The 20,053-nt window shown below is 58.8% G+C and carries 19 protein-coding genes; 11 read left to right on the top strand and 8 right to left on the bottom strand.

The features are described 5' to 3' along the window. Nucleotides 1-4: 4 nt before the first annotated feature. Complete coding sequence (locus BM352_RS01215; RefSeq protein ID WP_090211445.1) at nucleotides 5-1,426, top strand: MORN repeat-containing protein; 1,422 nt, start codon at nucleotides 5-7, stop codon at nucleotides 1,424-1,426. Here the strand turns inward: BM352_RS01215 and BM352_RS01210 are convergent. The 6 genes from BM352_RS01210 to BM352_RS01185 form a co-directional block, all read right to left on the bottom strand. Next, nucleotides 1,423-2,787, bottom strand: coding sequence for a sensor histidine kinase (locus BM352_RS01210; RefSeq protein ID WP_090211443.1), 1,365 nt, complete (start codon nucleotides 2,785-2,787; stop codon nucleotides 1,423-1,425). The genes BM352_RS01215 and BM352_RS01210 overlap by 4 nt on opposite strands. After that, complete coding sequence (locus tag BM352_RS01205; protein WP_090211440.1) at nucleotides 2,787-3,446, bottom strand: response regulator transcription factor; 660 nt, start codon at nucleotides 3,444-3,446, stop codon at nucleotides 2,787-2,789. Before BM352_RS01205 ends, BM352_RS01210 begins: the two co-directional genes overlap by 1 nt. A 54-nt stretch (nucleotides 3,447-3,500) precedes the next feature. After that, nucleotides 3,501-4,046 carry a PepSY domain-containing protein gene (locus tag BM352_RS18885; RefSeq protein WP_175500592.1) on the bottom strand — a complete coding sequence of 182 codons (546 nt, stop codon included), beginning with the start codon at nucleotides 4,044-4,046 and terminating at the stop codon, nucleotides 3,501-3,503. Between the two features lie 161 nt (nucleotides 4,047-4,207). Beyond that, nucleotides 4,208-4,399, bottom strand: a complete 192-nt coding sequence (locus BM352_RS01195) for a hypothetical protein (protein ID WP_090211438.1) — start codon at nucleotides 4,397-4,399, stop codon at nucleotides 4,208-4,210. Nucleotides 4,400-4,625: 226 nt separating this feature from the next. After that, nucleotides 4,626-6,155, bottom strand: a complete 1,530-nt coding sequence (locus tag BM352_RS01190) for a cryptochrome/photolyase family protein (RefSeq protein WP_090211435.1) — start codon at nucleotides 6,153-6,155, stop codon at nucleotides 4,626-4,628. Beyond that, a complete protein-coding gene (locus tag BM352_RS01185) occupies nucleotides 6,149-6,814 on the bottom strand; it encodes an SDR family NAD(P)-dependent oxidoreductase (protein WP_090211432.1) in 666 nt (221 codons plus the stop codon). Before BM352_RS01185 ends, BM352_RS01190 begins: the two co-directional genes overlap by 7 nt. Before the next feature lie 201 nt (nucleotides 6,815-7,015). Between BM352_RS01185 and BM352_RS01180 the strand changes: the two genes are divergently transcribed. Then, on the top strand, nucleotides 7,016-8,575 hold the full coding sequence (locus tag BM352_RS01180; protein WP_175500591.1) for a 2-isopropylmalate synthase: 1,560 nt from the start codon (nucleotides 7,016-7,018) through the stop codon (nucleotides 8,573-8,575). 66 nt (nucleotides 8,576-8,641) lie between these two features. Here BM352_RS01180 and BM352_RS01175 read toward each other — a convergent pair whose 3' ends face one another. Further along, on the bottom strand, nucleotides 8,642-9,412 hold the full coding sequence (locus tag BM352_RS01175; protein WP_090211427.1) for a 23S rRNA (adenine(2030)-N(6))-methyltransferase RlmJ: 771 nt from the start codon (nucleotides 9,410-9,412) through the stop codon (nucleotides 8,642-8,644). Nucleotides 9,413-9,567: 155 nt separating this feature from the next. Between BM352_RS01175 and BM352_RS01170 the strand changes: the two genes are divergently transcribed. Genes BM352_RS01170 through BM352_RS01145 form a run of 6 tightly spaced genes read left to right on the top strand, consistent with a single transcriptional unit; the run spans nucleotide 9,568 to nucleotide 16,167 of the window. After that, entirely contained in the window at nucleotides 9,568-10,608 is a 1,041-nt protein-coding gene (locus BM352_RS01170) for a rod shape-determining protein (protein WP_090211424.1), read from the top strand. 46 nt (nucleotides 10,609-10,654) lie between these two features. Beyond that, nucleotides 10,655-11,560, top strand: a complete 906-nt coding sequence (gene mreC, locus BM352_RS01165; RefSeq protein WP_090211420.1) for a rod shape-determining protein MreC — start codon at nucleotides 10,655-10,657, stop codon at nucleotides 11,558-11,560. Continuing rightward, nucleotides 11,553-12,152 (top strand): hypothetical protein, encoded by a 600-nt coding sequence (locus BM352_RS01160; RefSeq protein WP_090211418.1) that lies wholly within the window; start codon nucleotides 11,553-11,555, stop codon nucleotides 12,150-12,152. Before mreC ends, BM352_RS01160 begins: the two co-directional genes overlap by 8 nt. Continuing rightward, nucleotides 12,149-14,092 (top strand): penicillin-binding protein 2, encoded by a 1,944-nt coding sequence (mrdA, locus tag BM352_RS01155; RefSeq protein WP_090211416.1) that lies wholly within the window; start codon nucleotides 12,149-12,151, stop codon nucleotides 14,090-14,092. Before BM352_RS01160 ends, mrdA begins: the two co-directional genes overlap by 4 nt. Beyond that, the gene (gene rodA, locus BM352_RS01150) at nucleotides 14,089-15,228 is read left to right on the top strand and encodes a rod shape-determining protein RodA (protein WP_090211413.1); all 1,140 of its coding nucleotides are present in this window, start codon (nucleotides 14,089-14,091) and stop codon (nucleotides 15,226-15,228) included. Before mrdA ends, rodA begins: the two co-directional genes overlap by 4 nt. Nucleotides 15,229-15,234: 6 nt before the next feature. Next, nucleotides 15,235-16,167, top strand: coding sequence for a 2-hydroxyacid dehydrogenase (locus BM352_RS01145; protein ID WP_090211410.1), 933 nt, complete (start codon nucleotides 15,235-15,237; stop codon nucleotides 16,165-16,167). 1 nt (nucleotide 16,168) lies between these two features. Here BM352_RS01145 and BM352_RS01140 read toward each other — a convergent pair whose 3' ends face one another. Continuing rightward, a complete protein-coding gene (locus tag BM352_RS01140) occupies nucleotides 16,169-16,948 on the bottom strand; it encodes an SseB family protein (protein ID WP_090211408.1) in 780 nt (259 codons plus the stop codon). A gap of 223 nt (nucleotides 16,949-17,171) precedes the next feature. Here BM352_RS01140 and BM352_RS01135 point away from each other — a divergent pair, with 223 nt between their 5' ends. The 3 genes from BM352_RS01135 to BM352_RS01125 all read left to right on the top strand — a co-directional run bounded on the left by BM352_RS01135 (nucleotide 17,172) and on the right by BM352_RS01125 (nucleotide 19,884). Next, nucleotides 17,172-17,504, top strand: coding sequence for an ArsR/SmtB family transcription factor (locus tag BM352_RS01135; protein WP_090211405.1), 333 nt, complete (start codon nucleotides 17,172-17,174; stop codon nucleotides 17,502-17,504). Next, nucleotides 17,497-18,519, top strand: coding sequence for a permease (locus BM352_RS01130; RefSeq protein WP_090211399.1), 1,023 nt, complete (start codon nucleotides 17,497-17,499; stop codon nucleotides 18,517-18,519). The genes BM352_RS01135 and BM352_RS01130 overlap by 8 nt, the downstream gene beginning before the upstream one ends. A 66-nt stretch (nucleotides 18,520-18,585) precedes the next feature. Beyond that, nucleotides 18,586-19,884 carry a Na+/H+ antiporter NhaA gene (locus tag BM352_RS01125; protein WP_090211397.1) on the top strand — a complete coding sequence of 433 codons (1,299 nt, stop codon included), beginning with the start codon at nucleotides 18,586-18,588 and terminating at the stop codon, nucleotides 19,882-19,884. Nucleotides 19,885-20,053 lie beyond the last annotated feature (169 nt).

The following is a 20,053-nucleotide window of genomic DNA, read 5'->3' as shown; positions in this document are numbered from 1 at the left end:
TCCCATGCGCCTGAGTGTTGTTTCCCTGTTGTGCCTTGGCCTTGCTGCGTTTCCGGTTGCCGCACAAGATACCGGTACCAAGCAGTATGAAGACGGGGGCGTTTACACGGGTGCCTTCAAAGAAGGGAAACGTCACGGGCAGGGTATTTTTACGTTGCCAAACGGCTACGAGTATTCGGGCAATTGGGTCAATGGCGAGATCAGCGGTCAGGGGACAGCGCGTTTCCCTGACGGCTCGCTTTACGAGGGGCAGTTCAAAGATGGCAAGCCCAACGGGTTTGGCAAAATCATCTTTGCGGATGGCGGCACCTATGAAGGCGACTGGGTGGATAGCAAAATCACCGGTCGCGGGATTGCGGTTTATGCCAATGGCGTGCGCTATGAAGGCGAGTTTTTGAACGCCCAGCATCACGGAACGGGCGTGATGGTGAACCCGAATGGCTACCGCTACGAAGGCCAATGGGCGGGCGGCGTCAAGGATGGGCGCGGCAAGATTACCTATCCTGACGGCGCGACCTATGATGGCGAGATGGCAGGCGGTATGCGCCAGGGCCAAGGCAAGTTGGAGATGCCGGACGGGCTAAGCTACGAGGGAGGTTGGGTCGCCGGACAGATGGAAGGCGAGGGCGTACGCCGCCGCGCCAATGGCGACACCTATACTGGCACATTGAAGGCCGGGGCGCGGGACGGTCAGGGGCGCATGGACTATGCCAATGGCGACTTTTACGAGGGCGGATTCAAGGCTGATCAACGCCACGGACAAGGGCGTTCGCAGCGCGCAGACGGTTTTGCTTACACCGGCCAATGGGTTGATGGGCGCGTCGAGGGCGAAGGCTCTGTTACCTATCCTGACGGTTCGGTCTATGTCGGGCAACTGCGTGCTGATCTGGCAGACGGCAAGGGTAAGATCACCTATCCAGACGGCGCCAGCTATGACGGGGACTGGGTCAACGGGGTGATCGAAGGGACAGGTGTCGCGACCTATCCAAGCGGCGTCCGCTACGAAGGCCAGTTCCGCGATGCGCGCAACGAAGGGCAAGGCACAATGTCCTTCCCTGACGGAAAAGTATATGAAGGCCAGTGGCTTGCTGGTCAAAAACACGGTCAGGGCAAAACGACTTTCCCGAACGGAATGGTTTATGAAGGCGGATTTGCCGATGGAGTGCGGTCTGGGGCCGGAACGCTGACGACGCCGGACGGATTTACCTACACGGGCATGTGGAAAGACGGCCAGATGCATGGCGAGGGCACGGCGACCTACGGAACTGGCGACGTCTATATCGGCGGGTTCGCAAGCGGTAAGCGCGACGGGCAAGGGGTGTTGACCTACGCGTCGGGGGAAACTGCGAGCGGGACGTGGAAAGACGGCTTGCTGGTTGACCGTGACAGCACCAGCGAAGCGGGCGAGGCTGAGACCGACAACTAGGCCGCAGCTTTTTGCAGAACTGCCATGCGCGATTTTCCAGGGATGACGATGCGCACGGCTAATCCGCCGAAACGAGCTGACTTCTCAAGATTCAACACCGCACCGTAGGCTTGCAACAGGTCGATAGCGATCGCGAGACCAAGGCCTGTTCCAGGCTTGGAGCTATCGAGCCGGCCACCAGATTTCAGAGCATCACGTTCGCGCCCTTCTGGGATGCCGGGGCCGTCGTCTTCGATCAGGATCTCGACGCCGCCGGTTGTTTTTCGGGCCGTCAAGGAAATCTCGGTTTCGCACCACTTCAGGGCGTTATCGAGCAAGTTGCCGATGACCTCTTCAATGTCTTGCTGATCCATGCGGATATTCAGTTCAGGTGCGCAGGCCGTATGCATGGCTTTGCCCTCGCGTTCAGCCATAGAGCTGAACAAGCGGGTGAATCGGGCAACCGAATTCGACAAATCTGTTCTGATATTGACCGCAGCGCCGCTGTTGGCGGCCCGCATGCGAGCCAGCGAGCGACCTAGCTGTGCGTCAACGCGGTCCAGAGCATCCAGCGACGCGTGCATGTCGTGGTTCTGGGCCGCCAGAAGTGTCAGTTCGTTGCGCAAAATAGCTGTCGGGGTCTTCAGCGCATGGGCGAGATCGGCGGCTTGGCGGCGCGCGCGGGCGATGATGTCACGGTTGCGCGAAAGCAACTCGTTGATGTCTGCGACCAACGGGGCGACCTCCTCAGGGTAGTCCGATGGCGTCAGATCTTCGTCCTGCTCCCACCGCATGGCCACGTCGCGGCGCAGCTTGTCGAGCGGGTGAAGAATGGTTGTGGTTTGCAAAAACGCACCTGCAAGGCCCAGCAAACCCACAAGCACAAAGGCAAGCAGCAAGGAGCGGCGGGTCTGCTGCCGCTCCGCGGTCAGTGCGGTCAGACTTTCTGCGACGCTGACGCCCCAGGCGCTGCCGTCTTCGAGAGTGATTTTTTGATAGATGCTGCGGATCGGCTCACCTTCGGGGCCCATGATCGAACGCAGCGTCAAAGCCGAAGGGCTGTCAACCGGTTCGCGCAGAGCAGAATCGAACATTGAATTCGAAGTGTAGACCGTGCCATCGGGGCCAGTGATTTGCCAGTACCGGCCTGAATAGGGGGTCGAGTAGGCCGGGTCGTAAACGCGTTCGGATAGCAATGACGGATCATTGGAACTGCCGCTGAGAACAACCACAAGCTGCGAATGGCGGTCGGCCAGCGCGCGATCGAAGCGGTCCAGAACGTTGTTTTCGATCGAGCTGAGAAGGACAAAGGCGCCCACCAGAATGGACGCCATAGCGGACAAAGCGCCGCCGATCATGGCTCTGCGGCGCAAGGACAACATCAGGCCGCGTCCACCATGTAGCCGCGCCCACGGATGGTTTGGATAAAGTCCGGACCCAACTTTTTGCGCAGGCGGGTAATGAACACCGCGATTGTGTTGCTGTCGCGGTCGCAATCGTATTCGTAGATATGCTCGCTCAATTCTGTGCGTGAAATTAGCCTGCCTGCGTTGTGGATCAGGTAGGACAGCACAGCCACTTCCTGTGATGTCAGGTCCACGGGCACCCCGCCGAGGGTCACTTTGGCGTTGCGCGTGTCGAATGCCACACCGTCCTTTTCGAACAGCGGGTTCGTGCGACCGGACTTGCGGCGCAGCATCGCGCGGACGCGTGCGGCAAGTTCGGGCATGTGGAACGGTTTGGTCATGTAGTCGTCGGCGCCAGCATCAAGCCCGTCGACGCGGTCGGTCCAGCCATCGCGTGCGGTCAGGATCAGCACCGGCACATCCAACCCTGCGGTGCGCCAGTCCTTCAGTATGGAAATGCCATCACGGATCGGCAAGCCGAGATCGAGGATGATCATGTCATAGGGTTCGGTCGAGCCGAGAAACCCGGCTTCTTCGCCGTCATGAGCGACGTCTACAACGCGACCTTCGGCGGTCAGCAGGGTTTTTACCTGTGCCGCGAGGGTGACGTCATCTTCTGCAAGCAATATTCTCATGCATGCGGGACTATCAACGGATTTGGGCCTGTTTGTGGCTGAAACGTGGAGAATCTATTTCTTGCCGCCGCCGTTGCCACCACCATTGCCGCCGCCGTTGCCACCACCATTGCCGCCGCCGTTGCCACCACCATTGCCGCCGCCGTTGCCGCCGCCATTGCCACCACCATTGCCGCCACCAGCATTACTGGATTTGCCGGAATCCCCATTTGAGGTGCCCGAGGTGCTTTTCACGGCATGTGACGACTTGGACGCGCCGCGCTTTTTCGAGGCGGCGACGGCCACTTGACGTCCTACAGATGACTTGGAGGACACCTGTCGGCCGGTTTGGGCGTCAATGATAACACTGACGAGTTTGCCATTGGTCCGTTTCAGGACAAGGCGGTAGTAGGTGCCGCCAGCGTTGAAGGCGCGCGCTTCAACGACTTTGGCTTGGAGGGATCTGGAAACTGAACCCAATGTTGTTTTCATGCTTATGGTTTTGCCAGAGCTGGCAAGCTGACGGAGTTCAGACTGCCCCACCTCCCGCGCAGAGGACGCGAAGGATGGATTTGCAAAACCGATGGCAACAACGCCGAGGAACAGAACACTTTTGAACATAGGACGACTCATAGCAGGGGGAACATGAACGGAGGATGAACGGCAGTTCCTTGTTTTAACATTCATCGATGTTCGAAGAAAAAAGGCCGCCCAGAGGAGGCGGCCTTTTTCAGTTTGGAGGGATACGCGTGTTTTGGAGGGATACGTAAACCTTATTTCTTTCAGGCCGCCATAAGGCGCAGAGGGTCCTGTGCAGTGAGCGCCGCGAGCACCTTATCAACAGGTGGGAAGCGGCAAGGTTTTGCTGCGCAGAGGGTCACAGCCTTAGGGGCAACACCAGCGCGGCTCGCGTGCATCGCCTGGAGGGCTACAATGCGGCGGGTACGGGCTTTCTCGGCAAATGATCCGGTCATGGCGTTTCCTTCGTTTCGTTGCTGTTGGGCCGTCTTGTTTGGCCTTCCATGCTGTTGTTATCCCCCAACAGTGTTGAATGAAGCGCGAACCCTGCGTTCACATTCGGTTAACGAAAGAAATACAATAAAAACAAATACCTATACTGATTATTCAAGCCAATATGCTGCTGCAGCAGCTTCGAATCGCCAACATTTGCACGCTTCATTAACAAACAAATGCCCCAATTCAGATGGATTTGCCCGATTCTAATTTCGACAGAATTGTCTTCGCGTCCTTGAGCACGGTGTCTCTGCGGCTTTCGTCCATCCGGTCCCATGTGCGATACATGTTTCCCATCCGAGGGTTGTTCGAGAACCGATCGCGGTGCCGGACCAGAAAATCCCAATAGAGCAGATTGAACGGGCAGGCGTCCGAGCCTGTCTTGTCCTTCACCTTGTAGGCGCAGTTTTTGCAGTAGTCGGACATCCGGTCGATATAGGCGCCCGACGACACGTAGGGCTTGGAGCCGACGATGCCGCCATCGGCGAATTGGCTCATCCCGATGACGTTGGGGGCCTCCACCCATTCATAAGCGTCGGCGTAGACCGCCAAATACCATTCATGGACCTCCTGCGGGTCCAGCCCAGCAAGCAAGGCGAAGTTGCCCGTCACCATCAGGCGTTGGATGTGGTGGGCATATGCCTCGTCTCGGGTTTGGGCGACGGTTTTCGAGATGCAGTTCATCTTCGTATCACCGCCCCAGAAGAAATCCGGCAATGCGCGACCGTGTCCCAGCACGTTGCGCGAGGTGTATTCCGGGCCTTCGAGAAAATAGATGCCGCGCATGTATTCGCGCCAGCCGATAATCTGGCGGATGAAGCCCTCGGCGGCATTGATCGGGGCGTGGCCGTCTTTGTAGGCCTGCTCCACCTGCTGGCACACCTCCAACGGGTCAAGCAGCCCTGCGTTGATGTAGAAGCTGATGATGGAATGATAGAGGAACCGGTTGTCGTTCAGCATGGCATCCTGGAAGTCGCCGAACTTTGGCAGGCCATGCTTGACCCAGTGAGTAAGTTGCCTGCGGGCCTGACCGGTGTCGGTGGCGAACCAGAAGGGGCGGAGCGTGCCGAAATTGTCGTCGAAGCGGGTTTCGACCAGATCAAGCACCTCCTCTACCGTGTGGTCCGGGGTGAACTGCATCGGGCCGTTGAAATCGACGTCGTCGGGGGCGGGCTTACGGTTGTCGTGATCGAAGTTCCATTTGCCTTCAGCGGGTTTGTCCCCGTCCATCAGCAGGCCCGTCTTACGGCGCATGTCACGGTAGAACCATTCCATCCGAAGCTCTTTTCGCCCCTCGGCCCAGTCCTCGAACTCCTTGTGGGTCGCAATGAAACGCGTGTCGCCGATCATATGCAGCTTAAGCGGCATGTCTTGCAGGGCTTCTATCAGACGCCATTCGCCGGGCTCTGTGGCGATGACACCTTTGGCGTCATACTGTTCGGAGCGGCGCAAGAGCTCGCCCGTGATGGAGCCTGCGTTGTCGGGATCGTCAAGCTTGGTGTAGTCGACCTGCCAGCCATCCTTGCGCAGACTGTCCGCAAATTTGCGCATTGCGGCGAAGATGAAGGCGATCTTTTTGGGATGGTGCGGGACATAAGACGCCTCGTCCGAGACTTCGGCCATGACCACGACATCGCCCTCCTTGTCCGCTTTTTGCAAGGCAGACAGGTTGGGGGACAGTTGATCCCCCAAAACCAGCACGAGGCGGGTCACCACGGCACCGCTGCGCCGGAGTAGTCGAAGAATTTTCCTGTGTCTGATGGAGTTAGGCCGCCCAAGACGTCGAGCAGGTTCGCGGCCGCCTGATCTGCGGGCACCGTCTTGTGGTGGCCTGCGTATTTGGCGGTGAACGGCGTTTCAACTGTCCCCGGGTGCAGGCAAACGCAGGTGGCCTGCTTGTGCGTCCGCGCCAGCTCGATCGCGGCGCCGTGGATCAATTGATTGAGGGCAGCTTTGGCAGCACGGTAGCTGTGCCAGCCGCCGATCTTGTTATCGCCGATTGATCCCACGCGCGCCGACAGGGCCGCGAATGTGGCGGGCCGATTCTTGGGGAGCAAAGGTATCACATGTTTGAGAACCAGAGCGGGACCCATGGCGTTGGTCTGGAATTGCAGCGTCAGGGCGTCGGCACTGAGCGCGTGAATCGATTTTTCCGGCTCATGCCCGTCGATAACCAATGCCCCCGTCGTGCAAATGATCAGATCAAAGCTACCGGACAGCGTGGCGACTGCACGTTTAATGGAGGCCTCGTCGGTGACATCGAGCCCGTCTTGGCTGCGCGACAGGCCAACCACGTCGTGCCCGCGCTGCTGTGCGGATTGTGTAAGGGCGGTGCCGATGCCGCCTGAGGCGCCAATGATAAGAGTGCGTGTCATGGGGCTGACCTAACTGGGAGAACTCTTAAGTCAAATTGCATCTTCCCTTTTTCGTTTTGGCACGTATTATTTAACGGATGAGCATTATGGCACATATCCTACTTCTTAGCCTGCGCTGAGCGTGCCTCTCCGGTGCGTGCCGCTCAGTAGTGCCAGCGCCGGACCAAAATTCCCAAAGCTAAGAAGATCAGGATACTTCCAATGACCAAAGAACAAGACCGCGTCGTAATTTTTGACACGACATTGCGCGATGGCGAACAGTCGCCGGGCGCAACCATGAGCCATGCCGAGAAGCTGGAGATTGCGGGCCTGCTGGACGAGATGGGCGTCGACATTATCGAAGCAGGCTTCCCGATTGCCTCGGAAGGCGACTTTGCGGCCGTGAAGGCGATTGCCGAGCAGGCAAACAATTCGGTGATTTGTGGGCTGGCACGGGCCAACTTCAAAGATATCGACCGCTGCTGGGAGGCTGTGAAGCACGCGAAACGGCCACGCATTCACACCTTCATCGGCACCTCGCCTTTGCACCGCGCCATTCCGAACCTGAACATGGACGAGATGGCGGAGCGTATCCACGAGACCGTGAGCCATGCGCGCAATCTGTGCGACAATGTGCAGTGGTCGCCCATGGACGCGACCCGTACGGAAGAGGACTACCTTTGCCGCACGGTGGAAATCGCCATAAAGGCGGGCGCCACGACGATTAACATTCCCGACACGGTGGGCTACACCGCGCCACGCGAAAGTGCTGCGCTGATTGCCATGCTGCTGGAGCGGGTGCCCGGCGCGGACGAGATTATCTTCGCGACCCATTGCCATAACGACCTTGGCATGGCGACGGCGAATTCGCTGGCCGCCGTGGAAGCGGGCGCGCGTCAGATTGAGTGCACTATCAACGGGCTTGGCGAACGCGCAGGCAACACGGCTTTGGAAGAGGTGGTCATGGCGCTGAAGGTGCGCAATGACATCATGCCGTTCCAGACAGGGATCGACACGACCAAGCTGATGAACATTTCGCGCCGCGTGGCGGCGGTGTCGGGCTTTGCGGTGCAGTTCAACAAGGCCATTGTCGGCAAGAACGCCTTTGCGCATGAATCGGGCATTCACCAGGACGGCATGTTGAAGAACGCGGAAACGTTCGAGATCATGCGACCGGAAGATGTGGGTCTGAGCGCGACCAATCTGGTGATGGGCAAGCACTCTGGCCGCGCTGCGCTGCGCTCGAAACTGGCGGAGCTTGGATTTGAGCTGGGCGACAACCAGTTGAAAGACGTCTTTGTGCGGTTCAAGGCTTTGGCCGATCAGAAAAAAGAAATCTACGACGAAGACCTGATTGCTTTGATGCAGACCGGCGACGCGGTGGAAGATCACATCCGCCTGACAGCTTTGAGCGTGTCTTGCGGGATGGGGTTGGAGAAATCTGCCGAGATGACACTGGATATCGGCGGCGAGTCCAAGTCGGTGCGAGCCACCGGCGACGGCCCCGTTGATGCCGCGTTTAACGCGGTGAAGGCGTTGTTCCCGCATCACGCGCGTTTGCAGGTCTATCAGGTTGCAGCTGTCACCGAGGGGACTGACGCGCAGGCGACAGTATCAGTGCGGCTGGAAGAAGACGGCAAAATCGCCACGGGCCAATCGGCTGATGTGGACACGGTGGTCGCGTCGGTGAAAGCTTATGTGGACGCGTTGAACCGCCTTGTGGTGCGCCGCGCCAAATCCGGTGGCGACACGCCGGAAGTGTCCTACAAGGACGTCAGCTAACTGCGCCTGATCTCAATGAGCGCCTGCGGCGCGCTTCATTCTGGAGCGTGTGGCAGGCGTGAGCCTCTAGAACATCCGGCTTAAGGCTTTGGCTTCATCGGCGAGCCCGTAAGGTGCGTTTACGACGAACATGCCCGATCCGATCATGCGGTGGCCGTCGCGGACAGGTGGGAACGCCACCTCGTGGTGGAGCACGTCGGGCAAGGTCTGCGCTTTCAGCGCTTTGAGCATTTGCAGATGCGCGCCGGACGTTAGAATCGGATACCAAAGCGCGATCACCCCGACATTCCACTTGCGGTGCAGCTTCGCAATCTGACTTGGGATTAGATCATAGTCCGATTTGATTTCGTAACTGGGATCGATCAACAGAAGCCCGCGACGCGGCTCTGGCGGACAGACCGCTTGAGCCATCTCGAACCCGTCTTGTTTGTAGCACTTGGCGTTGAAGCGGCGCATCGTGTCGCGGAGGGCTTGGTGTTCTTGGGGATGAAGCTCTGCCAGATGCATCTTGTCAGTCGGGCGCAGGGACAAAGCCGCCAGCATCGGGGAGCCTGCATAGGCGTTGGCCCCGTGCTCGGCCTGCAAACGGGAGAGCGCGGTGATATAGGGATGATCGGCCGCGAACTTGTCGGTGAGCGCCGCGATCCCTGCAGCGGCCTCGCCGGTTTTGAGCGCTTCGGCGGATGAGAGATCATAAAGCGCACGGCCCGCATGGGTTTCCAGATAGCTGAGTGGCTTATCCTTGCGGGTCATGTAAGACAGCATGGCGCAAAGCAGCGCGTGCTTGTGGACGTCGGCAGGGTTTCCAGCATGGAAGATATGTTGATAGGACAGCATGTCGCGCTTCTACCGTGCCAATGAGAGGCGGAATAGTGCTGATATGCGGGTGCAGACGCCTTTTAACCGGAGCGCAGCACGCCTATAAGTCGCCAATCTTCCCCGTGGACGTCTGAGTCGGCGGGTTACTTCTGAACGCTTGGGGCACAACTTACATGGCTGGTATCTTTTCGGGTCTGTTTTCATCTGACATGGCCATCGACCTCGGCACGGCGAACACTCTGGTCTACGTCAAGGGCAAGGGCATCGTTCTGAACGAGCCATCGGTTGTGGCGTATCATACCAAGAATGGCCGCAAGGAAGTCCTGGCTGTGGGCGAAGACGCCAAGTTGATGCTGGGCCGGACGCCAGGCTCGATCGAGGCGATCCGGCCGATGCGCGAAGGCGTCATTGCCGACTTCGACACCGCCGAAGAAATGATCAAACACTTCATCCGCAAAGTTCACCGCCGGTCGACCTTCACCAAGCCGAAGATTATTGTGTGTGTGCCGCATGGTGCTACGCCGGTGGAAAAGCGGGCCATTCGCCAGTCTGTTCTGGGTGCGGGAGCTCGCAAGGCTGGGTTGATTGCGGAGCCGATTGCTGCGGCCATCGGGGCTGGGATGCCCATTACTGACCCGACGGGGTCGATGGTTGTGGACATCGGTGGCGGAACGACCGAGGTCGCCGTGCTGTCACTAGGCGACATCGTCTACGCACGATCCGTGCGTGTTGGTGGGGACCGTATGGACGAAGCGCTGATTTCCTACCTGCGCCGTCACCACAACATTCTGGTGGGCGAAAGCACCGCAGAGCGGATCAAGACCTCGATCGGGACCGCGCGGATGCCTGACGACGGACGTGGGGCGTCGATGCAGATTCGCGGACGCGACCTGCTGAACGGTGTGCCCAAAGAGACCGAGATCAATCAGGCGCAAGTGGCTGAGGCGCTGGCAGAGCCAGTGCAGCAGATTTGCGAGGCGGTGATGACCGCGCTGGAAGCAACTCCGCCCGATCTGGCCGCTGATATCGTGGACCGTGGCGTTATGCTGACGGGTGGCGGCGCGTTGCTGGGTGAGTTGGACTTGGCACTGCGTGAGCAGACCGGTTTGGCGATCTCGGTCGCTGACGAGAGCCTGAACTGCGTTGCACTGGGAACCGGCAAAGCCCTTGAATACGAAAAACAACTGCGCCACGTGATAGATTACGATAGTTAAGACTATCCGGCCGCGTTAGCGCGGCCCCGCAGCTTGGACCCAACTCATGGCGATCGACAGACGCGGACAAGAAGAATACGCCCGCCCCGTCAGACGTGTGCTGATCGGGGTTTTGGTCGTTGTTCTTCTGGCGATCTTCGGACTGTGGCGCATCGACAACCCGCGCATGGAGCGGTTTCGTTCGGCCCTGGTGGACAAGGTGGTGCCGTCTTTTGACTGGGCCTTGGTCCCGGTGACGCGGGTGAGCCGCATGTTTGACGACTTCCAAAGCTATGCCCGTATTTACGAGCAGAATCAGGAATTGCGGCGCGAGCTGCAAAGCATGAAATCGTGGCGCGAGGCTGCGATTCAGCTGGAGCAGGAGAATGCGCGCCTTCTGGATCTCAACAAGGTGCGCCTGAATGCGCAGCTGACCTTTGTAACGGGGGTTGTGTTGACCGATAATGGCTCGCCGTTCCGCCGGTCGGTGTTGCTCAACGTTGGCGCGCGCGATGGCATTCAGGATGGCTGGGCGACGATGGACGGGCTGGGGTTGGTCGGCCGCATCGCCGGTGTTGGCGAAAAGACCTCCCGCGTGATTTTGCTGACGGATACCAACAGCCGCGTGCCGGTGACGATCCAGCCATCGGGGCAAAAAGCTTTGCTGGTCGGGGACAACACGCTCGCGCCACCGGTAGATATTGTTGAGAATATCGAAGACGTGCGTCCCGGTGACCGCGTTGTGACCTCGGGCGACGGCAAGGTGTTTCCGGCAGATATTCTGGTGGGCCAGATCGCGCTGGGGCCGGACCGGAGACTGCGGGTGCGGCTTGCGGCGGATTACGGGCGTCTTGAGTTTTTGAGAGTGCTCCGCACGCCCCATTCCGCCAGCATCGAAACCACTGGGGGTCTCATCGCGGCGGACGAGGTTTTGGGCGAAAGCGAAGTTGCTGTGGAGGGCACAGATGGTTGACCCGATTACATGGCGCCGCTTCCAGTTTCGGTTGCTGTTCTTGTTGGTCAGCGCCCTTATCATTTTCGCCCAGCTATTGCCGCTGAATACTGCTCCTGCGGCGGTGCAGCTGATTGACCCTGCCACCGGGGAGTTGATCCAAGAAGGGAGCAAATATCTAAGCTTGCCCGGGCCGGATTTGCTCTTCTGTCTGACTGCCGCATTCTTGATGCGTCGTCCGCGCTGGGCGCCCGTGGCATTGATTGTGTTTGTTCATCTGGTTGCGGACGTTCTGTATCTGCGGCCAATGGGGCTTTGGCCTGCTGTGTCGCTGATTGCCTATGAGTTCTTGCGGCGTCAAACCAATGCCAGCAACGAGGTGTCGCTCCCCTTGGAGGTTGCGTTGGTGGTCGGAGCGTTTGCATCTGCGGTGCTCGCCAACGGAGCGCTTCACTTGATCTTTGCTGTGCCGCATCCGGGGTTTTGGCTGACCCTCCTTCACATTTTGACGACCGCCATCGCCTACCCCTTTGTCATTGCCGTAGTCTACTTTATGTTAGGGGTGAGGCGGGCCGGGGTCCGCGAATTGGACAGTGACGGGGTCATCGGATGAGACGCTCGCCAAAGGATACCGAAGAAAGCGCTGCAATCATCAGCCGCCGTGGCCTTGTGATGGGCAGCGGCATGGCTGCGTTCGCGGGAGTGCTGGGGCTTCGGATGCGCCACCTTCAGGTTGATCAGGCAGACCAATTCAGGCTGCTGGCTGAAGAAAACCGGATCAACATTCGCTTGCTGCCGCCCGCCCGTGGGCAGGTGTTCGATCGCAACGGGCTTTTGCTGGCAGGCAACGAACAGAATTACCGCGTCACCATGGTGCGCGACGAGGTTGATGATCCGGAACAGGTTCTCCACGCCCTCGCGCGGCTGATCCCGATGACCGAAGAAGATATGGAGCGGGCGCGTGAAGAGCTGCGCAAGCGGTCGCGACTGGTGCCCGTGACGATTGCGGATCGGCTGTCCTGGGAAGACCTGAGTCAGGTCGCCGTGAACGCACCAGCTTTACCCGGAATTACGCCTGAGGTTGGCCTTAGTCGCGCGTATCCGCGAGGCGCCGATTTTGCCCATATCGTTGGCTATGTAGGGCCGGTCAGTGACTATGATCTCAGCCGTATCGAAGATAAAGACCCGCTGCTGCAAATTCCCAAATTCCAGATCGGCAAGACAGGCGCGGAGAACAAGCTGGAGCATGAGCTGCGCGGCAAAGCGGGCACCAAACGCGTAGAAGTGAACGCTATCGGGCGGGTGATGCGCGAGCTGGGTCGGGACGAAAGCCAGAAAGGCGCCAATGTACAATTGACCATCGACACGCGATTGCAAAACTTTGTGCAGGCGCGGTTGGCCGGCGAAAGTGCCGCCGCCGTTGTGATTGATGTCGAGACTGGCGATTTGCTTTCGATTGGCTCTGCCCCCGCGTTTGACCCGAACCTGTTTGTGCGCGGTATCTCCGTCAAGGATTACGGTGACCTGACGAGCAACAAATACCGCCCGCTGGCCAATAAGGCGGTGCAGGGAACGTATCCTCCGGGCTCCACCTTCAAGATGGTGACCGCGCTGGCGGCGCTTGAGGCGGGAGAAATCACGCCGGACGAGACGATCCGCTGCGTCGGATACACCGAAGTTGCCAGCCGCAGGTTCCATTGTTGGAAGCGGGGCGGTCATGGCCGGATGAACCTGCGCAACTCGCTCAAACAGTCCTGTGACGTGTATTACTATGATTTGGCGCAGCGCGTCGGGGTCGAGAAGATTTCGGCCATGGCGCGCAGGCTGGGGCTGGGCGAGCGGCATGACGTGCCAATGTCCGCCGTTGCCGCAGGCTTGATGCCAACCAAGGCGTGGAAAAAGGAAAATCGCGGCAAGGACTGGGTGATCGGCGACAGCTTGAACGCCTCGATTGGACAGGGTTTTGTGCTGACGTCACCGTTGCAACTTGCGGTGATGACGGCGCGCCTCGCGACGAACCGGTCTGTGACGCCGCGTTTGGTTAAGTCCATCGACGGGGTCGAGACGCCATCAGGCGCAGGGGAGCCGCTGGGCCTAAGCCGCGAGATGATGGCTCAGGTGCAGGGCGGCATGTTTGCGGTTGCCAACGAAAGTGGCGGCACGGCCTACGGCACTCGGATCGACGACAAATCGATGCGCATGGCGGGCAAGACGGGTACCAGTCAGGTGCGCAACATCACTAAGGCGGAGCGCGCACGTGGTGTGTCGAGCAACGCCGATCTGCCTTGGGAGCGCCGCGATCACGCGCTTTATGTGGGCTTTGCCCCCGCAGATGCGCCGAAATACGCGGTTTCGGTGGTGGTAGAACATGGTGGCGGCGGATCGACTGCGGCGGCCCCGATTGCGCGTGATATTATTCTGGCTGCGCAAGCCGACGGGATACCGCCTCTATCGGCCTATCCGAGTTCGCAACGCGGTCGTATCAGCTCGGCTTTGAAGAAGTTGCAATTGTGGGATCCGGATGAGCCGAAGGCGCCGGAGTCCCAAGCGTGAGCTATCTTGAATACAACGTGAAGTCAGTCCCCAGCGGGCTGTCCAAAGTGCTGTATCTCAACTGGCCAGTGGTCGTTTTGTTGACTGCCATCGCCAGCGTCGGGTTCCTTATGCTTTACTCGGTGGCTGGCGGGTCGATGACGCCGTGGGCCGAGCCGCAGATGAAGCGGTTCGCTATAGGTGTCTTCCTGATGCTGAGCGTGGCGATGATCCCCGTATGGTTCTTGCGCAACATCGCGGGGTTGGCCTACGGACTTTCGGTGGTCCTGTTGCTGGCTGTGGAATTTTTCGGGTCTACCGGCATGGGCGCGCAGCGCTGGATCGACCTTGGCTTTATGCGGTTGCAACCGTCCGAGCTGACCAAAGTGACCCTGATCATGTTTCTGGCAGCATATTACGACTGGGTCGATATCAAGAAGATTTCCCGCCCGCTTTGGGTGCTTATCCCGGTGGCGATTATTGCGGTGCCCGTGTTCTTGACACTAAGGCAGCCTGACCTTGGGACGGCGTTGTTGTTGGTATTCGGGGGCGGCGGGATCATGTTTTTGGCCGGGGTCCATTGGGCCTATTTCGCTGCTGTTGTCGGTGGTGCCGCGGGACTGGTTGGCGCGGTATTCGAAAGCCGAGGGACGACGTGGCAACTTCTTAAAGACTACCAGTATCGGCGGATCGACACGTTTATCGACCCCGCGTCCGACCCTCTTGGGGCGGGCTATCACATCACGCAGTCCAAGATTGCGCTTGGCTCCGGGGGCTGGACAGGGCGGGGGTACATGCAAGGCACCCAAAGTCGCCTGAACTTCCTGCCGGAGAAGCATACGGACTTTATCTTTACCACTCTGGCCGAGGAATTCGGGTTCATTGGCGGCATCTCGCTGTTGAGCCTTTATGTGCTGGTACTGGTGTTCTGCGTTATTTCCGCGCTCAGCAACAAAGACCGGTTTGCGTCGCTTCTGACCATGGGGATCGGGCTGACGTTCTTTTTGTTCTTCGCGGTGAACATGTCGATGGTCATGGGGTTGGCCCCCGTGGTTGGCGTACCGTTGCCAATGGTAAGCTATGGCGGCTCCGCAATGATTGTGCTGCTGCTGGCCTTCGGCTTGATGCAAAGCGCTCATGTCCACAGACCGAGGTAACGGGTGATGGTGAATGTGTTGTTCTCGGCCCTTTCTAAACGTTGGGCCGAATATGAGGCGCCGCTACGCGCGGCCCTTACCAAAGCGGGCCTTGATGCGCGGCTTGCCACGGAGTTCGCGCCGGAAGAAGTGGACTACATCGTCTATGCGCCCAACGGCCCTGTCAGTGATTTTGCCCCGTTTACCAAGCTAAAGGCGGTTCTGAGCTTGTGGGCTGGTGTGGAGACGATGGTCGACAATCCGACCCTCACTGTCCCGCTGTGCCGCATGGTGGACCATGGCCTGACCGAAAGCATGGTCGAGTGGGTGACGGGGCACGTGCTGCGATACCATTTGGGCATTGACCAAAATATCTTAGGACAGGATGGAGTGTGGCGCGCCGGAACTGTCGCCCCATTGGCGCGGGATCGCAAAGTTTGCGTGCTTGGGTTGGGCGCCTTGGGGGCAGCATGTGCGCAGGCCCTGGCACAGTTGAATTTTGACGTCCATGGCTGGGCGCGGGGGCCCAAGGACGTTGATGGTGTGACTTGTCATCACGGGGCGGACGGATTGGCTGATGCTTTGCGGGACGCGACGATGGTGGCCCTGCTGCTCCCCGACACGCCCGCAACTGAGAATGTTCTGAACGCAGAGGGTATGGCGCTGATGAAGCGCGGCGGCTTCGTGGTTAATCCCGGTCGCGGCCCGCTGGTCGACGACACTGCTTTGATCGCGGCGCTTGATAGTGGCCAGCTGGCTCACGCGACGCTTGATGTATTCCGCATCGAGCCGCTGCCGGCGGGGCACGTTTTCTGGTCACATCCCAAGGTCACGGTCACACCTCACATCGCGGCAGAGACCAAAGCGACGACAGCGTCTGACGTGATTGCCGAGAATATCCGACGTGGTGAAGCAGGGGAGCCGTTCATCCATATCGTGGATCGCGCGGCGGGCTACTGACCTAGACGAGTTTCGGCGGTTTTGAGGGGTCACTTCCTGGCGCTGGGCGCTCAGTTGGTTGGATCGGCTGCGGCAAATCGAAACGCAATGCTTGGGCCTCGAGCGCACCGACGATGGGGTGGCTCGCATCAAAGAACGCCACGTCCAATGCGCCTGCTTCGATACCGGAAAACACCAGCGCTTCGTTCGCGGCGCGGGCGAGCGCGGTTTCCGCCGCAGGTTCCGCCCCGACAAATGCCAAAATGTGCGACCTTTGACCGCTCGCATAGGTCACACCTGCCAGATACGCACATTGGGCAAGGCCAGCGGCGGTGGTGAGCTTCATGTCGATGGCGGTGACAAGGCTGTCTGGTAGGCCCTTCGGTGGAGTGATTTCGGTTGGGATCTCTGCCGCTTCGGCCGGGGCGTGGGACAGGGTTGTGTGTAACCAATCTACGGCGGCCGGAGGGATCAGGATGGACGACGGCGCGACACCCAAGTTGACACCTAGACCCAGGTTCTGACCTGCGAGCATTTCCGCCAACGCGCGACCCGACAGGCCGACATAGGGGGCGGAGCCTTCGGCAAACTCTGCGAGCCGCTGTTCACGGTCGAAGGCTAGAATATATGACGCGTCTTCGACTTCGAACACATGAGGGGAGATTTGATCGCCATCGGGTTCGGCCTCCAACAGCAAGAACAGCTCTGAGTCGCCCAAGCGTTCGTAGAAGCGCAGGCGCGCGGCGTCGTCTTCGGGAGAGGCGTCCATTGCGGTATGGGCTTGATCAAGCGGTGTGTTCATGAGGCCGGCCCTTCTTCGCGCGGTGTCTTGGCGAAGTTTGGCTTCACCTAGGACCACGGGTTTTGTTGCACCATCGGGTATTGCCACAAGGCGGATGCGGCAAGGGCAAACTGCACGGCAAAATGGAACAGCGCGTTGTGTTGGGGGCAAAGTAAACGAGCGAGCACCCGAACAATCACACAAAGCTGTTGCGAAGTTTTAATATTTCTATAATTATAGAAATATGAAATCATTTACCGACCCGAGTCTGTCCCTTGTCCAAGCTGCGAGCGCTTATGCGGCTCTTGGTTCCGAACAACGCCTGTCCTTGCTGCGCACCCTCACACGGGCGGGCGACAAAGGGATGAACATTGGCGCATTGGGGGACGCAACGGGGCTGAGCGGGGCGAATTTGACCCACCATCTGAAGATTCTGGCGCAGGCTGGATTGATCCGCCAAACGCGTCAGGGTCGCTCTATCATCTGCGCAATGGCCGATTATGCGACCTTCAAACGACTGAACGACTTTTTACTGGCGGAATGCTGCGCCGATCTTGAGGACCACAAACATGGCTGATCTCACGCAAGCCCCTGCACCTGCATTCTGGAACAAACTGCCCAAAGTTTGGGTCGCCAGCGCATTAGTTCTGGCCTTGGTCTTCTTGCTCGACCCGCCACAAGGGTTGCCGATTCTCACAGGGACCTTCGAGGCACTTGGGCATACGGCGGGGTTCATCATCTTTGCGGTATTGGCGATTGGATATCTCAAGGCGACCGGCGCCGAGGCGGTGGTTGCAGAGGCCTTCAAGGGGCGCGAAACCCGTATGATCTTTCTGGCTGCCGCTCTTGGCGGGTTGGCCCCGTTCTGTTCGTGTGAGGTGATCCCCTTTATTGCGGCGTTGTTGGTCGCTGGCGTTCCACTGTCCGCTGTGATGGCGTTCTGGCTGGCGTCGCCGTTGATGGACCCCGCGATGTTCTTAATAACTTCGGGCACACTTGGGTTTGATTTCGCGATTGCGAAGACATTGGCGGCGGTCGGCTTGGGCTTGTTCGGCGGGTTCGCAACGATGACATTTGCAAAGACTGCGTTGTTTGCTGACCCATTGAGGGAAGTCACGCAGGGCGGGTGTGGGTGTGGATCACCCTTCAAAGGTACGCCGAACTGGCGCTTCTGGCAGGATCCCAAGCGTGTGGCGGTATTTAAATCTGCAGCGCTGGAGAACCTTGCCTTCCTCGCCAAATGGCTGTTCTTGGCCTACCTTTTGGAAAACATCATGCTTCGGTATGTGCCAGCGGATTTGGTGTCGTCGGTTCTTGGCGGCTCCGGCGTTGGGCCAATTCTTCTGGGCGCGCTGGTCGGCGCACCGGCTTACCTGAACGGTTATGCGGCGGTTCCACTGGTGGATGCGCTTCTGACGCAAGGGATGAGCAACGGTGCCGCGATGTCGTTCATGCTTGCGGGCGGTGTCAGCTGTATTCCTGCTGCCATTGCGGTTTGGGCGTTGGTCAAACCACGGGTTTTCGCGGCCTATCTGGGCTTCGCTTTTGTCGGTAGCGTGTTTGCGGGCCTGATTTGGAATGCAGTTGCCTGAGTTCATTGCCCCGCGCTTGAGATTGCTTTAACCCCGCTTCTTAGAGACCAAGAGCGGGGAAGCGGCATGTATCGCGTCTGGAATTTTGTCACCAACTATTCCTTGTTGCTGATCCTCGGCGCCGTTATCGCGCTTTTATGGGCGAATTCCGATCCTCTTGGTTATCACCATTTCGTCGAGCACCCGCTGTGGTTCAATGACTGGATCGGTATGGATTATTCCTACTGGGCCAAGTCCTATGGCGAGGGCTATGAGAGATACGAAGTGGGCGACATTACCAAGGTGTTGAGCCTGCACTACCTCGTCAACGACTTGCTCATGGCCTTGTTCTTCGCGATCGCTGCGAAAGAAGTCTGGGAGGCCGTAATCCTCGAGAAAGGGTCGCTGCGTGGCAAGAAGGCGGCAACGCCCTTGTTTGCGACGGCAGGCGGCATGTTCGGCCCTATCGCTGTGTATCTTGGTCTGGCCTATTTTATGGGCTCGGACACCTACGACGCAGTCGCAAATGGCTGGGCCATCCCGACCGCGACTGACATTGCATTCAGCTACCTTGTGGGCCGCATGGTATTCGGCGCGGGCCACCCAGCAGTGCGCTTCTTACTGTTGCTTGCAATTGCGGACGACGCCGCTGGTCTTGTGATCTTGGCGATCTTCTACCCGTCGGGCGACCTTGCGCCAGAGTGGCTTCTGCTGTCCCTCGCTGCATCTGTTGGTGTGTTTGTTCTGGCCAACTGGCTGCCCCGCAAACTGGATCGCGGTAATCAGGAACGCCCTGTGTCGACCTTTGTGCGTACCAAGTTGCACTTTGTGCCCTACCTGATTGCGGCCTGTCTGAGCTGGTATGGCTTTGCCGAAAGCGGCCTGCATCCTGCTTTGGGCCTGCTGCCGATTGTACCTACCATTCCGCACGCGGACCGCGCATTCGGCATCTTCTCGGAAGCCGAGCAATATCTGACCGACTTGCTCAACCAAATTGAGCATGCGCTGAAGCATCCGGTTGAAATCATTCTGTTCTTCTTCGGGCTGCTGAATGCGGGGGTGGAGTTTAGTTCTATGGGCGCTGCGACGTGGCTGGTGCTGGCGGGGCTGATGATCGGCAAACCTGTGGGCATCTTGCTGTTCGGATGGGTCGCTGCGCGACCATTGGGCTTAGGAATTCCGCAAGGGATGCGTATCATCGATCTAGTTGTGATCGGCTGTGTGGCCGCTATCGGCTTCACGGTATCGTTGTTCGTGGCCTCCGTCGCGTTTGACGCAGGGCCTGTTCAGGACGCGGCGAAAATGGGCGCACTGTTCTCGTTTGCTGCGGCGTTGATCTCGATATTGGTCGGAAAACTGTGTCGGGTTGAGAAACAACACGGCTAATTTCCGCCTCTGACAGTGTGATTGTTTCGCAAGTTGGCGCAATAAACTGTGCCGTCTTGTTCGATTCACGCCTTATTTAACGTTATAGCGTTGAAATGTAGGGGGCCGATCCGACATAATGCGGCCTTAAAGGGTGCCTAGAATGCCCCAAAGGATCCGCAGGGGACAT

The organism is Litoreibacter janthinus (genome assembly GCF_900111945.1).
GTDB lineage: Bacteria > Pseudomonadota > Alphaproteobacteria > Rhodobacterales > Rhodobacteraceae > Litoreibacter > Litoreibacter janthinus.
Note: the sequence above shows the minus strand (reverse complement) of the source record. Positions and strands in the feature narration are given on the sequence as shown.

Coding starts and splice junctions, on each gene's coding strand:
- BM352_RS01215 (WP_090211445.1), top strand. CDS start 5: ATGCGCCTGAGTGTTGTTTCCCTGTTGTGCCTTGGCCTTGCTGCGTTT.
- mreC (WP_090211420.1), top strand. CDS start 10,655: ATGGCGATCGACAGACGCGGACAAGAAGAATACGCCCGCCCCGTCAGA.
- BM352_RS18885 (WP_175500592.1), bottom strand. CDS start 4,046: ATGTTCAAAAGTGTTCTGTTCCTCGGCGTTGTTGCCATCGGTTTTGCA.
- BM352_RS01145 (WP_090211410.1), top strand. CDS start 15,235: ATGGTGAATGTGTTGTTCTCGGCCCTTTCTAAACGTTGGGCCGAATAT.
- BM352_RS01175 (WP_090211427.1), bottom strand. CDS start 9,412: ATGCTGTCCTATCAACATATCTTCCATGCTGGAAACCCTGCCGACGTC.
- mrdA (WP_090211416.1), top strand. CDS start 12,149: ATGAGACGCTCGCCAAAGGATACCGAAGAAAGCGCTGCAATCATCAGC.
- BM352_RS01130 (WP_090211399.1), top strand. CDS start 17,497: ATGGCTGATCTCACGCAAGCCCCTGCACCTGCATTCTGGAACAAACTG.
- BM352_RS01195 (WP_090211438.1), bottom strand. CDS start 4,399: ATGACCGGATCATTTGCCGAGAAAGCCCGTACCCGCCGCATTGTAGCC.
- BM352_RS01185 (WP_090211432.1), bottom strand. CDS start 6,814: ATGACACGCACTCTTATCATTGGCGCCTCAGGCGGCATCGGCACCGCC.
- BM352_RS01170 (WP_090211424.1), top strand. CDS start 9,568: ATGGCTGGTATCTTTTCGGGTCTGTTTTCATCTGACATGGCCATCGAC.
- BM352_RS01125 (WP_090211397.1), top strand. CDS start 18,586: ATGTATCGCGTCTGGAATTTTGTCACCAACTATTCCTTGTTGCTGATC.
- BM352_RS01205 (WP_090211440.1), bottom strand. CDS start 3,446: ATGAGAATATTGCTTGCAGAAGATGACGTCACCCTCGCGGCACAGGTA.
- BM352_RS01140 (WP_090211408.1), bottom strand. CDS start 16,948: ATGAACACACCGCTTGATCAAGCCCATACCGCAATGGACGCCTCTCCC.
- BM352_RS01180 (WP_175500591.1), top strand. CDS start 7,016: ATGACCAAAGAACAAGACCGCGTCGTAATTTTTGACACGACATTGCGC.
- BM352_RS01210 (WP_090211443.1), bottom strand. CDS start 2,787: ATGTTGTCCTTGCGCCGCAGAGCCATGATCGGCGGCGCTTTGTCCGCT.
- BM352_RS01160 (WP_090211418.1), top strand. CDS start 11,553: ATGGTTGACCCGATTACATGGCGCCGCTTCCAGTTTCGGTTGCTGTTC.
- BM352_RS01135 (WP_090211405.1), top strand. CDS start 17,172: ATGAAATCATTTACCGACCCGAGTCTGTCCCTTGTCCAAGCTGCGAGC.